This is a genomic window from Methyloversatilis sp., from assembly GCF_965284615.1.
Lineage (GTDB): Bacteria > Pseudomonadota > Gammaproteobacteria > Burkholderiales > Rhodocyclaceae > Methyloversatilis.
In genome coordinates this window covers 3,529,102-3,543,841 of record NZ_OZ260098.1, presented here as the reverse complement: position 1 = coordinate 3,543,841, position 14,740 = coordinate 3,529,102, and the positions used below count along the sequence as shown (strand labels likewise).

At 68.0% G+C, this 14,740-nt stretch carries 10 protein-coding genes; 7 read left to right on the top strand and 3 right to left on the bottom strand.

Going from position 1 to position 14,740, the window contains the following annotated elements; all coding sequences use genetic code 11:
- Positions 1-36: 36 nt before the first annotated feature.
- From ACQ66H_RS16855 to glnE, 3 genes are all read right to left on the bottom strand, one after another.
- Positions 37-1,011 (bottom strand): sulfite exporter TauE/SafE family protein, encoded by a 975-nt coding sequence (locus tag ACQ66H_RS16855; RefSeq protein WP_430434972.1) that lies wholly within the window; start codon positions 1,009-1,011, stop codon positions 37-39.
- Between the two features lie 129 nt (positions 1,012-1,140).
- Entirely contained in the window at positions 1,141-1,518 is a 378-nt protein-coding gene (locus ACQ66H_RS16850; protein WP_430434971.1) for a hypothetical protein, read from the bottom strand.
- Positions 1,519-1,544: 26 nt separating this feature from the next.
- On the bottom strand, positions 1,545-4,286 hold the full coding sequence (gene glnE, locus ACQ66H_RS16845) for a bifunctional [glutamate--ammonia ligase]-adenylyl-L-tyrosine phosphorylase/[glutamate--ammonia-ligase] adenylyltransferase (RefSeq protein ID WP_430434970.1): 2,742 nt from the start codon (positions 4,284-4,286) through the stop codon (positions 1,545-1,547).
- 159 nt (positions 4,287-4,445) lie between these two features.
- On the opposite strand from glnE, the gene ACQ66H_RS16840 reads away from it, so the two are divergent.
- The 7 genes from ACQ66H_RS16840 (at position 4,446) to ACQ66H_RS16810 (ending at position 14,740) form a co-directional block, all read left to right on the top strand.
- A complete protein-coding gene (locus ACQ66H_RS16840) occupies positions 4,446-8,366 on the top strand; it encodes a YhdP family protein (protein ID WP_430434969.1) in 3,921 nt (1,306 codons plus the stop codon).
- A gap of 27 nt (positions 8,367-8,393) precedes the next feature.
- A complete protein-coding gene (locus ACQ66H_RS16835) occupies positions 8,394-9,212 on the top strand; it encodes a carbon-nitrogen hydrolase family protein (protein ID WP_430434968.1) in 819 nt (272 codons plus the stop codon).
- Between the two features lie 11 nt (positions 9,213-9,223).
- Positions 9,224-10,006, top strand: a complete 783-nt coding sequence (locus ACQ66H_RS16830) for a GNAT family N-acetyltransferase (protein WP_019917032.1) — start codon at positions 9,224-9,226, stop codon at positions 10,004-10,006.
- A gap of 18 nt (positions 10,007-10,024) precedes the next feature.
- A complete protein-coding gene (gene tldD, locus ACQ66H_RS16825) occupies positions 10,025-11,509 on the top strand; it encodes a metalloprotease TldD (RefSeq protein ID WP_430434967.1) in 1,485 nt (494 codons plus the stop codon).
- 17 nt (positions 11,510-11,526) lie between these two features.
- A complete protein-coding gene (locus ACQ66H_RS16820) occupies positions 11,527-12,048 on the top strand; it encodes a DUF2062 domain-containing protein (protein WP_425763072.1) in 522 nt (173 codons plus the stop codon).
- Positions 12,049-12,160: 112 nt separating this feature from the next.
- Positions 12,161-13,231, top strand: coding sequence for a 3-deoxy-7-phosphoheptulonate synthase AroG (aroG, locus tag ACQ66H_RS16815; protein WP_430434966.1), 1,071 nt, complete (start codon positions 12,161-12,163; stop codon positions 13,229-13,231).
- 3 nt (positions 13,232-13,234) lie between these two features.
- Complete coding sequence (locus ACQ66H_RS16810; protein ID WP_430434965.1) at positions 13,235-14,740, top strand: ArnT family glycosyltransferase; 1,506 nt, start codon at positions 13,235-13,237, stop codon at positions 14,738-14,740.

Sequence of the window (14,740 nt, the reverse complement as noted above, 5' to 3'; positions counted from 1 at the left end):
AAGTATACCTGCCGCTTCGTCCGTCCCCGGCGGCGCTCAGCCCAGTGCCTTCATCAGGTTGTAGGCACTGAGGCCGCTGATCAGCGTACCGACCAGCACCAGCAGCGCACGCGCCGGCAGCGCGCGGCACAGGAAGGCGGCCAGTGGCGCGGCGAACATGCCGCCGGCGACCAGGCCGGCCACGGTGGCCCACGGGGCGGCGTCGATGAAGATGACGAAGGCGCCGGCGCTGGCGATGGCGATGAAGAACTCGGCGAAATTCACCGAACCGATGGTGCGGCGCGGGTCCTGACCGGCGCCGACCAGGCTGGTCGTGACCACCGGCCCCCAGCCGCCGCCGCCGGCAGCGTCGACGAAGCCGCCGAACAGCGCCAGCTTGGCGACGTGCTTCGGCTCCTGTGCCGGCTTGCGCCGGTGGCGCCAGGCCTTGGCCAGCACGTAGATGCCCATCACCAGCAGGTAGCCGGAAATCCACGGCTTGAGTGCAGCGCCGTCGAATTTCGTCACCACCAGCGCGCCGAGTACGCCGCCGATCACGCCCGGTATCAACAGCTTGAGCATCAGCTTGCGGTTGACGTTGCCCAGCCGCAGATGCGACAGGCCGGACAGGCCGGTGGTGAAGATTTCGGCGATGTGCACGCTGGCACTCGCCACTGCGGGCGAGGCGCCGGTGCCGAGCAGGAAGGTGGTGGCGGAAATGCCGTAGGCCATGCCGAGCGCGCCGTCGATGCTCTGCGCGATGAAGCCGACGGCGGCGGCCTTCAGGAATTCGTCCGAGGTGACGACGCCGATGACGATGTCCAGCGCCGCCGACGGGTCGCCCAGTGGCAGGCCGCGCGCGAGCAGGATGGCGGCCAGGCCGAACAGCGTGAAGCCCATGAACCAGCTGGCGACGGTGGCCAGCGGGTGCGCCTGCGCGCGGTCGATCACCTGCTCGACCGGCGGCAGGCCGAGTGCTTCGTGGGCTTGTCCGACCTCGGTGGGCCGGGTGTCGATGTGGCGGATCTTCACTGCGCGTCGCTCGATATCTCAGGGAGCGCGCAGTCTAGTCAGCAATGCTTATCCAAAAAAGTGATATTTAGTTCTATGTATATCACTGGGTGGTATTTGTCGGCAGGTGTCGCCCGGGTCGGCGCCGCACTACCGGTAAGGCCGCCGCCAGTAGCCCCAGGGGTAGGCCGGGTAGTAGGGGTAGCCATACATCCACATGCGGTCGCGTTCGCGCATCGCTTCGCGCATGCGCTCGGTTTCGATCAGCGTCTGCTGCATGTAGTCGATCACCTCGTCCGACACGCCGTCCTCGCGCAGCTTCGCCAGCTGAGAGGCCTTGAGCGGGTAAAGCGCGCGGCTCTCCTCCAGGCGCTGGATGATTTCCGCCGGCGGGATGCCGTCCTTCGACATCTGCACGATTTCGTCGGTGGTCGGCGCCGGCGGAAGCGGCGGCGAAGTGACGCAGCCGCCGAGCGTCAGGGTGAGGCCGGCGAGCAGCAGGCTGCGGCGCAGGGTAAGCGTGTGCATGCGAAGCTCCATGACAGGTCTTTGGGTCAGAGTCGTTCGACTGCGTCGGAGTTCGACGCGTCGTCGAACAGGCGCGACCATATGGCACGGATGGCAGTGCGCTCGGCCACCACCTCGTCCTTCGGCACCCGGGCTTTCGGCGCATCGTTCAGCCGCAGGCCGTGCTGCAGGTGGCGCAGCCGGCGGTAGGCGTTGCCGGCGGCGACCGCGTCGAGCGCCGGCAGCAGGCCGACCTCCGAGGCGATGCGCAGCAGCGCGATGTTGCCGAGGTTGCCGGTCAGCTCAGGATGCGCGCCCGAGTGGGCCAGCACCATGTACTGCACGGCGAATTCGAGATCGATCAGACCGCCGGCGTCGTGCTTGATGTCGAACAGTTCGGACTTGTTGGCGTGGCCGTCCATCATCTTCTGCCGCATGTCCAGCACCTCGCGGCGCAGCGCGGCGACGTCGCGCGGCTGGGTCAGCAGTTCGCGGCGGATCGCCTCGAACTGCTCGCCGACCGCGGCGTCGCCGGCGCAGAAACGGGCGCGCGTCAGCGCCTGGTGCTCCCACACCCAGGCCGATTTCTGCTGGTAGTCGCGGAAGGCCTCGATCGAACTGACCAGCAGGCCGGATTCGCCATTGGGCCGCAGCCGGGTGTCGGTTTCGAACAGGATGCCGGCGCTGGTATGGCTGGACAGCCAGGTGAGCATGCGCTGGGCCAGTCGCGCATAGGTTTCCGGCGCCGACTCGTGCGGGTCGTCGAACAGGAAGATGACGTCGAGGTCGGAGGCATAGCCCAGTTCCTTGCCGCCCAGCTTGCCGTAGGCGATGACCGCAAAGCGCGGCGTGTCGCAATGGCGACGGGTGAGCTTGCGCCAGCACATGTCCAGCGTGATGCGCAGCATCGCGTCGGCCAGCGCCGACAGGTGGTCGGACAGGCGCTCGACCGACAGCTCGCCGGCCAGGTCGCGCGCCAGCAGCCGGAACACCTGGGCGTGGTGGGCGTCGCGCATGGTGTCCATCTGCCGCTCGGTATCGTCGCCCAGCTCGTCCAGTTGCTGGCGCAGCGCCTGTTCGAAGGCCGGCCAGTCGGGTTCGGCGGTGAGCAGGCGGGCGTCCAGCAGTTCGTCGAGCAGGATGGGGTGGCGCACCAGATAGTTTGCCGCCCAGCTCGACGCGCCGATCAGCCGCGCCACCTGGCTCAGCGCCTGCGGGAATTCCGCCAGCAGCGCCAGATAGGCGGCGCGCCGGCTGATGGTTTCCAGCAGGTCGAGGCCGCGCAGCGCGGTGGCCGTGGGTTGCGGCGTATCGCGGCAGGCTTCGAGCAGCTTGGGTACCAGCGCGTCAACGCGGGTGCGCGAGCTGTCGGGCAACTGGCGGTAGCGGCTGCCGGACTTGAAGGCGGACAGGCGGCGCGCCAGCTGTTCGGTGTCGGCGAAGCCCATGCCGTCGAGCGCGCTGTGGCAGTCGTCGCACGGCGCGCTGTCCTGACCGATGTCCTGCCAGACGGCGCGCGGCGTCGGCGTCGAGCTCTCCTGCGCGCCGAATACGGCGTCGAAATGGCGGCTCACGTGGCCGCGGTGGAGGTCCAGTTCGTCCAGCAGCGCGGCGTAATCGCCGAAGCCCATGGCCGAGGCGACCAGCGCCTGGTCTTCGGCGCTGGCCGGCAGCTTGTGCGTCTGCGCGTCCTCGACGTACTGCAGCCGATGTTCCAACCGGCGCAGGAAGACATAGGCGGACTGCAGCTGTTCGACCGCGTCCTCGCCCAGCACGCCACGCATCGCCAGCCGGTCGAGCACCTTCTGCGTCGGCCGGATCTGCAGCGCACTCTCGCGGCCGCCGCGGATGAGCTGGAACACCTGGGCGATGAATTCGATCTCGCGGATACCGCCCGGGCCGAGCTTGATGTTGTCGGCCATGTCGCGGCGAGCCACCTCGCGGCGGATCTGCGCGTGCAGGTCGCGCATCGCGTTGATCGCGCCGAAATCGAGGTATTTGCGGAACACGAAGGGCTTGCGCAGCGATTCCAGTTCGTCATTCACGCCGCCGGTCAGCGCGCGCGCCTTGATCCAGGCGTAGCGCTCCCATTCGCGGCCCTGGGTGACGAAGTAGTTCTCCAGCATGTCGAAGCTGCAGGCCAGCGGGCCGGAGTCGCCGTTCGGGCGCAGCCGCATGTTGACGCGGAACACGAAGCCGTCGGCGGTCACGTCGGCCAGCAACTCGATCACCTTGCGGCCGAGGCGCGTGAAAAAGTCGAAGTTGTCGATGCGCTTGCCCGGCCCGGTCGGCGTTTCGCCGTCGGTTTCGCCCGATTCCGGATAGACGAAGATGAAATCGACGTCGGAGCTGACGTTCAGCTCACGGCCGCCCAGCTTGCCCATGCCGATGCAGATGAAGGGCTGCACCGCGTTGTCCGCCTCGCCGCGCGGTTCGCCGAAGCGCTCGACCAGCGCGGCGCGCGCCTGATCGACCGCCACTCGCACCGTCTGTTCGGCTAGCAGCGTCATGCCCTCGGTCACCTCGTCCAGATCGGCCAGACCCGCCAGGTCGCGCACGATCAGGTGGGCCATGGTGCGGGCACGCAGCCGGCGCAGCGCCGATTTCAGCGCCGCCTCGTCACCGTGCCCGAACGGCGTCTGTGTCAGCCATTCGCCGATCAGGGCCGCGCTGATCTGGGCCTGCAGCGTGCTGCCCAGCGCATCTTCCAGCGCCGGCCGCGCGTCCAGCAGGCGGGCGAGGTAGCGGCTGTGGCGGCGGGCGTGGGCGATGGCGGCGGGGGCGTCCATGTCAGGCTTTCTCGTATGAAGATGTCGATTATGCAAAAAACCGCGGTGCGGGCCGGCATGTAAGCATGGCCTTACAAAGCGCGACAGCGCCTGCGTTGCGGGTAAACTCCCGCATCGTTCCATAAATGCAGTCATCGCCGGTTTGACTGCCCGCAAATCTTGTCCGACTCCGCCCACGCTGAACTCGCCGCCGCGGTCGCCACCGTCCGCGCGGCAGCGGCCCGCCCCTTGTGGCGCCGTATCGCCGGGCGGCTGTTCGACGCGGCCCTGATCGCCTACGTCGTCGTCGCCTGCATCGTGCTGGTCGCTCGCCACTGGGTGCTGCCCGAGGTGGACCAGCATCGCGCGCGCATCGAACAGGCGCTCGGCGACGCACTGCAGCGCCAGGTGCGCATCGACAGCCTGAGTGCCGACTGGAGCGGCCTGCACCCGCAGCTGTCGCTGCGCGGCCTGACCCTGCTCGACGAAGCCGGCCAGCCGGCGCTGCGGCTGGAACAGGTCGAAGCGGCACTCGGCTTTTCGTCGCTGGTACGCGGCGAACTGCATCTGCACCGGCTCGACATCAACGGCCCCGACCTCTGGATACGCCGCGAGGCCGACGGCCGCTTCTTCGTCGCCGGTCTGGAAATAAGGCAGGACGGCGAGCGGGGCGGGTTCATGCGCTGGCTGCTGTCGCAGGGCCAGATCAATATCCGCGGCGCGCGGCTGAAGTGGGACGACGCCCTGCGCGAAACCGCGCCGCCGCTGCAGCTCACCCAGGTCGATTTCCGCCTGGACAATTCCGGGCGCGACCACCGCTTCGGCCTGTCGGCACGGCCGCCGAGCGAGCTGGCCCAGCGACTGGACATCCGCGGCGACGTGACGCTGCCCGACCGCGAGGACTGGCGCAGCGCGTCGGGCGAACTGTTCGTGTCGCTCGAAGGCGCCGACATGGCGGTCTGGCAGACCTGGGTCGATTACCCGCTCGAACTGTCGCAGGGGCGCGGTGCGGCGCGTGCCTGGACGCGTTTCGACGGCGCCCGGCTGGCCGAGGTGACCGGCGAACTGGCGCTGGCCGACGTCCGCTTGCGTCTGGCGCCCGAACTGCCGCTGCTCGACCTGGTCAGCCTGTCCGGCCGCGTCAGCGCCGAACAACTGAGCCAGGAGCGCGTCGTCGCCTCGGCCCGTCAGTTGCAACTGGCGACCCGCGGCGGGCTGCGTCTGCAGCCGACCAGCATCGATCTGCGCTGGCAGGCGGCGGCCGGCAGCGAAGTGGAGCGTGGCGAGCTGTCGGCCAGTGCGCTCGATCTCGACGCGCTGACCCGGCTGTCAGCCTACCTTCCGCTGCCCGACACGTTGCGCGACCGGCTGCAGCGCCACGCGGCGCAGGGCGTCGTGCATGAACTCGACGGCGGCTGGACCGGCCCGCTGTCGGCGCCGACCGCCTTCCGCGTCAGCGCGCGACTGGACCGCGTCGGTGTGCGCGCCGACGGCGCACTGCCCGGGGTGAGCGGCCTGAGCGGTCGCATCGAGGGCAGCGACGTGCGCGGCAGCGTTCAGATCGACGCGCCGGAGCTGGTGCTCGACCTGCCGGCGGTGTTCCCGCAGCCGGAAATTCCGTTCTCACAGTTCAAGGCACGCGCCGGCTGGGCGCGCAGCGACGGCGAAACCGAGGTGGTGATCGAATCGCTCGCCTTCCGCAACGACGACGTGCAGGGCCAGGCGCGCGGGCGCTACCGCACGGCGGGCAACACGGCCGGCGAGATCGACATCGAAGCAAAACTGCTCGACGGCGATGCGCGGGCGGTCTGGCGCTATCTGCCGCTGGACATCGGTCCCGACACGCGCGACTGGCTGCGCACTGCGCTGACCGCGGGGCGCGCGCCGGAGGCGACGCTGAAGCTGCGCGGCCGGCTCGATGACTTCCCCTTCGACCGCGGCCAGCCCGGCATATTCCAGGTCAAGGTGAAGGCCGAGGACGTGACCGTCAACTTCGGCCCGAGCTGGCCGCCGCTGACCGGCCTGCGCGCCGACGTGCTGTTCGAGGGGCCGCGCATGCTCATCACCTCGCGTGACGGTCGCATCATGAACACGAAGCTCGGTCCGACCACGGCCGAGATTCCCGACCTCGACGCGGCCGAGGAACTGCTGCTGGTGAAGGGCTCGACCAGCGGTGCGACCGCCGATTTCCTGCGCTACATCGACGCCAGCCCGGTGGCCGAACGCATCGACGGCTTCACCTCGACCATGCGCGCCGAGGGCAACGGCAAGCTGGCAATCGCACTCACCATCCCGCTGCGCCATTCGAAGGACACCAAGGTCGAGGGCGAATACAGCTTCACCGCCAACAAGCTCGTACTGGACAGCACGCTGCCGCCGCTGACCGACGCATCGGGCAAGGTGGCCTTCACCGACAGCGCCCTGTCCATCCGCGGCGCCCAGGCCAGCGTGCTCGGCTTTCCGATGACACTGGATGTCGGCACCGGCGGCGGTGGCACGGTCAATGTAGACGTGCGCGGCCGCGCCTCGATGGACGCGCTGCGCGCCCAGTTCGGCCAGCCGTGGATGGCGGCGCTGTCCGGCGTCGCCGGCTGGCAGGCGCGGCTGGGCGTGCGCCGCAACGGCACCGACATGGTTCTGGACGCCGACCTGTCGCAGGTCGCTTCGACGCTGCCGGCGCCCTTCGGCAAGTCGGTCGGCGAGGCGCTGGCGCTGAAGGTCGAGCGCATCGGCGGTCTCGACGCGCGCGAAGCGGCACGGCGCGGGCTGCCGGCGCTCGGCGCCGAGCGCGAACTGCTGCGGATCGACGCTGGCCGGATGGGCAGCGCCGATATCGTCCGCCGCTCGACGCCGGGTGGCTGGGTGCTGGAGCGAGGTGCGGTCGGTCTGCCACAGATACCTGCCTTGCCCGATCAGGGGCTGGCGCTGGCGCTGACCACCGAAACGGTCGATCTCGATGCGCTGCGCCGTGCCTTCGCCGCGCCGACGTCAGCGGGCGGTACTGCAGGAGAGCCCCTGCCAGTGTCGAAGGTGAAGCTCGATGCGAAGAATCTGCGCCTGTCCGGGCATTGGCTGGAGGCGGTGAAGATCGACGCGACGCGCCGCAGCGAGGTGTGGGACATCGACCTTGCCAGCACCCAGGCACGCGGCCGCGTGAGCTGGAACGCGCAGGGCAAGGGTCAGGTGAAGGCGCGCTTCGACCAGTTGCGCATCGATACGGAGGACGAGGCGGGCGCCCAGGTCAGCAGCGTCGAGCCGGACGAGGAACTGGACGAACTGCCGGCGCTGGACATCGAGGCCGGGCGCTTCGTACTCGACGGGCGCAACCTCGGCCGGCTGGAACTGCAGGCCAGCAACGAGCGCCGTGCCTGGCTGATCAACCGGCTGGCGCTGACCATGCCCGAGGGCAGTTTCGTCGCCAGCGGTGCCTGGGGCCGCGCGCTGGCCGGCTTGCGCGGCACGCGCGAGACGCGGCTCGATTTCGTCATCGACAGCGAGGACGCCGGCAAGCTGCTCGACCGCCTCGGCCACGCCGGCGCTCTGCGCCGCGGCACCGCCGGCATGAAGGGCATGCTGCGCTGGCAGGGCAGTCCGCTGTCGATCGACTACCCGTCGCTGTCCGGATCGTTCGAGCTGAAGGCGAGCAACGGCCAGTTCAGCAAGATCAATCCGGGCGCCGGGCGCCTGCTCGGCATCCTCAGCCTGCAGTCGCTGCCGCGGCGCATCACGCTCGATTTTCGCGACGTGTTCAGCGAGGGCTTTGCTTTCGATCGCATCGAAGGAACGGTGGCGGTCGAGCGTGGCATCATGAACACCGACAATCTCGAACTGGCCGGGCCGGCCGCGCGCGTGCAGATCAGCGGCAGTGCCAACATCGCCGCCGAAACCCAGAACCTGACGGTAAACGTCCAGCCGGCGCTGAGCGACAGCGTGTCGGTCGGCGCGCTGATCGCCAATCCGGCGGTCGGTGTGGCGACCTATCTGGCGCAGAAGGTGCTGAAGGACCCGCTCGGGCAGATCTTCTCCTTCCGCTACGCGGTCACCGGTTCATGGGAGGATCCGCTGGTGGCCAAGCTGTCGACGGCGCCGGCGGCCGAATGAGCCTGTCATCCGATTGAAAGGTGCGTCATGAACACTACGACCAAGACCCGCGTTGCTGCCGTGCAGATGGTGTCCGGCCCGGTGGTGGCGGACAACCTGCAGGAAGCGGGGCACTGGATTGCCGAGGCGGCGCGCCAGGGTGCGCAGCTGGTCGCGCTGCCGGAGTACTTTCCGCTGATTTCCGGCGACGAGGCCGACAAGCTGGGCATACGCGAGCAGGAGGGAAACGGCCCGATCCAGCGCTTCCTTTCCGACTGCGCGCGCCGGCACGGCATCTGGCTGATCGGCGGCTCGGTGCCGCTGGTGGCGGATGCCGCGAACAAGGTCCGCAATACTTGCCTGGCCTACGGTCCGGACGGCAGCCAGGTGGCCCGTTACGACAAGGTCCATCTGTTCGCCTTCACCCGCGGCGCCGAGAACTACGACGAGGCGCGGACGATCGAAGCCGGCCATCAGCCGGTATCGATCGAGACCCCTTTCGGCCGGGTCGGGCTGTCGATCTGCTACGACCTGCGCTTTCCGGAGTATTTCCGCGCGCTGGGCGACATGAAGCTGCTGGTGCTCGGTGCCGCCTTCACCGAAACGACCGGTCGTGCGCACTGGGAACTGCTGCTGCGCGCCCGCGCGGTGGAGAATCAGTGCTACGTGCTGGCGGCGGCGCAGGGCGGCGTGCACCCGTCCGGCCGGCGCACCTGGGGTGACTCGATGCTGATCGACCCGTGGGGCAATGTGATCAATCGCCTGGCGCGCGGCCCGGGTGTGGTCGTAGGTGATCTGGATTCGGACTATCTTGTTGAAATAAGGCAGAATCTTCCAGCCTTGGGCCACCGGCGCATCGCTTGCTGAGGTCTCCTCGAATGAATGACCAAACCACTCGCAATCCGTCGAAATTTCCGCACACGCTTGCGGAAGTGACGGTCATGGACGTCGAACGGCTGCGCTCGATGTGCATCGAGCAGGAGGACATTCCGGGTACGCGCGAAATGGCGCAGCAGAAGGACAAGTTCCGTGTGCGCCTGCTGAGCAGCGACAACGAGAAGCGCGAGGGCACCAGCCTGCTGATCGAGAAGATGTACTCGTGGCGCGGCTATCACACGAAGAAGCAGATCGACGAGGCGCCCAACCGCATCACCCTTGTAGCCGAGTTCGACGGCCACATCTACGGCACCATCACGGTCAACCTCGACTCCGACACCGGCCTGTCGGCCGACGAAACCTATCCGGACGTGATGCACGGGCTGCGCGACGAAGGTCGCAAGGTGTGCGAGTTCGGCAAGTTCGCGGTCGAGCAGTCGGTGCGCTCGAAGCGGCTGATGGGCACGCTGTTCCACCTGATGTGCATCTACGCCTTCCGCATCCAGGACTGCGACGACGTGCTGATCGAGGTGAACCCGCGCCACCGCGCCTTCTACGAGAAATATCTCGACTTCGTTCCGGCCGCCGAGGAGCGCATGTGCAAGCGCGTCGGCGCGCCGGCCATCCTGCTGCGGCTGACGCGCGAGCTGTATCGCAGCCGCGTCGATGAACTGGGTGGCCGCTGGCGTGATCTGAAGGAAGAGAAATCGATGTACAAGTACTTCTTCCCGCGCCAGGAAGAGGACGCCATCGCCGAACGCCTGGGGCGTCCGGCGCGCAACTGAACCAGGACTGATGCATTCATGACCACCGGCTCCACCGTCAAGACCCGCGAACCGATGGCGCTCACCGGCGCCGACCTGATGGGCACCGCGCGTGCCACGCTGCTCGCCCCCTTCGATCTCGACCGCGGCGAACTCGACCGCGTGTTCGGGCTGCTTGGCGGCCATCGCATCGACTACGCCGATCTCTACTTCCAGCACCAGTGCAGCGAGGCCTGGAGCCTGGAAGAGGGCATCGTCAAGTCCGGCAGCTTCAACATCGAACAGGGTGTCGGCGTACGCGCGATCCAGGGCGAGAAGACGGCCTTCGCCTATTCCGACGAAATCAGCCTGCCGGCGCTCGAAGCGGCGGCCCGCGCGACGCGCGCGATTGCCTCGCAGGGGCAGAGCCTGAGCGCACGCACGGTTACCTCGGCGTCGCCGGTGCCGCTGTACTCGTCGCGCAACCCGCACGCCTCGCTCAGCGACACCGACAAGGTGAAGCTGCTCGAACGGCTCGAGAGCTACGCCCGCGCCGAGGACAGTCGCGTCACCCAGGTGATGGCACACATCGCCGGCACGCACGAGGTGGTGATGGTGATGCGCAGCGACGGCCACATGGCGGCCGACGTGCGCCCGCTGGTGCGGGTGTCGGTCACCGTCATCATGCAGGACGGCGATCGCCGCGAGCAGGGCTCCAGCGGCGGCGGAGGCCGTTTCGACTACGGCTATTTCACTGACGCGGTACTGCGCGACTACGCGGCAAAGGCGGTGCATCAGGCGCGCGTCAACCTCGACGCCCGCCCGGCGCCGGCCGGCACGATGAGCGTGGTGCTCGGCCCGGGCTGGCCCGGCATCCTGCTGCACGAGGCGATCGGCCACGGTCTGGAAGGCGATTTCAACCGCAAGGGCAGTTCCGCCTTCGCCGGCCGCATCGGCCAGCAGGTCGCGTCGCGCGGCGTCACCGTGGTCAACGACGGCACGCTGCCGAACCGCCGCGGCTCGCTGACCGTGGACGACGAAGGCAACCCGACCCGCTGCACCACGCTGATCGAGGACGGCATCCTGGTCGGCTACATGCAGGACAGCCTGAACGCCCGCCTGATGGGCGTGGCGCCGACCGGCAATGGTCGCCGCGAAAGCTTCGCCCATCTGCCGATGCCACGCATGACCAACACCTACATGCTGAACGGCGATCGCGAGCCGGAAGAAATCATCCGCTCGGTCAAGAAGGGCCTGTATGCGGTCAATTTCGGCGGCGGCCAGGTCAACATCACCAGCGGCAAGTTCGTGTTCTCGGGCGCTGAGGTGTACATGATCGAGAACGGTCGCGTGACCTACCCGGTCAAGGGTGCGACGCTGATCGGCAACGGCCCGGACGCGCTGACCCGCGTGTCGATGATCGGCAACGACATGGCGCTGGACAGCGGCGTCGGCACCTGCGGCAAGGAAGGGCAGAGCGTGCCGGTCGGCGTCGGTCAGCCGACGCTGCGCATCGACGGACTGACCGTCGGAGGCACGGCCTGACGGTCAGTCGCAGCAGCATGCCTACCTGGTTGAGACGCTGGTTCCCGACGCGCGAGCAGATACTCTCCTCGCGCGTCGTCGCGCCGTTCGCCCATCACCTGCGCGACGACAGTCTGTGGCACGCCAACCGCCACAGCGTCGCGAAGGCGGTGTCGATCGGCCTGTTTTTCGGGCTGATGATTCCGTTCGCCCAGTTCCTGTTCGCCATCGCCACCGCGCTCTTCCTGCGTGCGCACGTCGCGATCAGCGCCGGCTGCACGCTGATCACCAATCCGTTCACCTTCCCGCCGATCTACTGGGCGGCCTACGAACTGGGGAGCTTCGTGCTGGCCAAGCCGGCATCGGTCAGCGAGTCGTCGCAGATCGAACAGAGTGCGGAAAAGATCGGCGAACTGGCGACCGGCTGGCTCGAAGGTTTCTGGATCTGGCTCAGCGCAGCCGGCCTGCCGCTGGTGACCGGGCTGTTCATCATGGCCTGCAGCGCCTCGGTGATCGGCTATTTTGCGGTCCACCTGCTGTGGCGCGAGCGCCGCAACTGAGCCGGCCAGAATCCGCTTGAACGAAGGAAACCCCGCGCCGGGTTAGAATCCACCGCTTTGCAACGGCACACCTGCCGGCGCGGTACCGAACAACGTAGCCATGAACGCTCCCATGCACAAGATCACCGACGACGTCCGCATCAAGGAAATCCGCGAACTTCTGCCGCCCGCGCACGTGCTGCGCGAACTGCCGGCCAGCGATGTGGCGTCCGAAACGACGTTTGCCGCGCGCCAGGCCATCCATCGCATCCTGCGCGGCGCCGACGATCGCCTGCTGGTGGTGATCGGTCCCTGCTCGATCCACGACTACAAGGCCGGCATGGAATACGCGAAGCTGCTGAAAGCGCAGCGCGAGCGTCTTTCGGCCGACCTCGAAATCGTCATGCGCGTCTATTTCGAGAAGCCGCGCACCACGGTGGGCTGGAAGGGGCTGATCAACGACCCCTATCTGGACAACAGCTTCAAGATCAACGACGGCCTGCGCCTGGCGCGCCGCATCCTGCTGGAAGTGAACGAGCAGGGCCTGCCGGCCGGCACTGAATTCCTCGACACCATCACGCCGCAGTACACGGCCGATCTCGTGGCCTGGGGGGCCATCGGCGCGCGCACGACGGAAAGCCAGGTGCACCGCGAACTGGCGTCCGGCCTGTCCTGCCCGGTCGGCTTCAAGAACGGCACCGACGGCAATGTGCGCATCGCCTCCGACGCGATCAAGTCGGCACAGTCGCCGCACGTGTTCCTGTCGGTGACCAAGGCCGGCCACTCGGCCATCGTGTTGACCGCCGGCAACGAGGACTGCCACGTCATCCTGCGCGGCGGCAAGGAACCGAACTACGACGCCGAGGCGGTCGAGAAGGTGTGCCGTGAACTGGCCGCCGCCGGCGTGCCGGCGAAGGTGATGATCGACTTCTCGCACGCCAACAGCCGCAAGCAGTGCGCGCTGCAGATAGACGTCGCGCGCGACGTCGCGGCGCAGATGGCCTGCGGCGAGGACCGCATCTTCGGCGTCATGGTCGAATCGCACCTGAAGGAAGGCCGTCAGGATCTGGTTGCCGGCAAGGAACCTGAATACGGCATGAGCATCACCGACGCCTGCCTGGGCTGGGACAAGAGCGTCGAACTGCTCGACATCCTCGCCGAAGCCGTGCGTGCGCGTCGCCGTGCGCTGGCCGACCGCGACTGATCGGTGAACACGCTGTTCGCTACGGCGCCGGCTTCCAGCTGGCGCCGTTTCTATTTCATCAGCCTGCTGCTGACACTGGTTTTCCGCGGCTGGCTGGGCGCGGTGCTGCCCTTCACCGGCGACGAAGCCTATTTCTACTGGTGGGGCAAGATCCCGGCCGGCGGCTTTTACGACCATCCGCCCATGGTGGGCTGGTGGCTGGCGGCGCTGATATCGGTGTCGGAAGCCGAGTGGTGGCTGCGTCTGCCGGCCATCCTGCAGCCGGCGTTGCTGTCCTTCATGCTGCTCGCCTTCCTGCGCGACGATGCCGCCGCCACACGCTGGGGCGCGGCGACGCTGATGCTGCTGGCGCCGGCCGGCGTGCTCGACGTGCTGATCACCACCGACATCCCGCTGGTGTATTTCAGCGTCGCCTCGGCGCTGGTGTTCCTGCACGCGCAGCGCACGCGGTCGATGGCCGCTTTCGCGCTGGCCGGCCTGCTGCTCGGCGGCGCCTTCCTGTCCAAGTATTTCGCCGTGCTGCTCGGACTGGCCTACATCGTGTGGGCGCTGTGGCGCCCGGCACCGTGGAAATGGAAGGGGCTGGCGCTGCTCGTGCTGTGCGCGCTGCCGGCGGGGCTGTACAACGCCTGGTGGAACAGCCAGCACTGCTGGGCCAACGTCATGTTCAACGTGTTCAATCGCCACGGCGGCGCCGGGTTGTCGTGGAAGACGCCGCTGATGTACGCCGGCATGATGCTGTGGCTGCTGACGCCGATGGTGGTGTGGCGCCTGCTGCGTGCGCCCGGCGCGTGGATGCGGCAGGCCGCGCTGCCGGCGCTGGTGGTCGTGCCGCTAGCGGTGTTCGGTCTGCTGTCGCTGGTCAAGACCATAGGCCTGCACTGGGTCTTCTCCTTCGTGCCGCTGGCCTTCCTGATGTACGCCCGCGCGGTGCCCGACAGCGTGCTGCGTCGCACCCGCAACATCACCGCGGTGCTCGCACTGCTGCACGTGGCAGGCGTGATCGCGGTGGCGACGCAGCCGGTCGACAGCTGGGCCCAGCGACTGGGGTCGCGCAAGTACGCCGGCGTCGTTCAGACGGTGAAGGCGGACGAGGTGATCGCCGCGCTGGGCGACGATGTCGAGCGCTACGTGCTGATGACCGACGGCTATTCGCCCTCGGTCACGATGGGCTACAACCACGGCCGTTACTGGCCGGTGTTCGGCCCGGCCTCAAGCCATGCGCGGCACGACGACGTGCTGACCGATTTCCGCGCGCTGGCCGGTCGCGACATCCTGATCCTGAGCAAGGAGAAGCCGGACCTCGCCGACTACACGCCGTATTTCCGCGAGGTGAACGAGGACACGCTGCAGGTGCGCGGTGCCACCTTCTGGCGCATCCGTGGCCACGGTTTCGACTACGCGGCCTACCATGCAGGTGTGCTGGAGCCGGCGCGCCGCCTCTGGTACGCAATACCGAAGTGGCTGCCGGACTGCGGCTGCTATTTCGAGGAACGCTACTTCAACTGA

Excerpts from the sequence above, each read along its gene's own strand:
- ACQ66H_RS16850 (WP_430434971.1), bottom strand. The coding sequence starts at position 1,518 with ATGCACACGCTTACCCTGCGCCGCAGCCTGCTGCTCGCCGGCCTCACC.
- glnE (WP_430434970.1), bottom strand. The coding sequence starts at position 4,286 with ATGGACGCCCCCGCCGCCATCGCCCACGCCCGCCGCCACAGCCGCTAC.
- ACQ66H_RS16835 (WP_430434968.1), top strand. The coding sequence starts at position 8,394 with ATGAACACTACGACCAAGACCCGCGTTGCTGCCGTGCAGATGGTGTCC.
- ACQ66H_RS16830 (WP_019917032.1), top strand. The coding sequence starts at position 9,224 with ATGAATGACCAAACCACTCGCAATCCGTCGAAATTTCCGCACACGCTT.
- tldD (WP_430434967.1), top strand. The coding sequence starts at position 10,025 with ATGACCACCGGCTCCACCGTCAAGACCCGCGAACCGATGGCGCTCACC.
- ACQ66H_RS16820 (WP_425763072.1), top strand. The coding sequence starts at position 11,527 with ATGCCTACCTGGTTGAGACGCTGGTTCCCGACGCGCGAGCAGATACTC.
- aroG (WP_430434966.1), top strand. The coding sequence starts at position 12,161 with ATGCACAAGATCACCGACGACGTCCGCATCAAGGAAATCCGCGAACTT.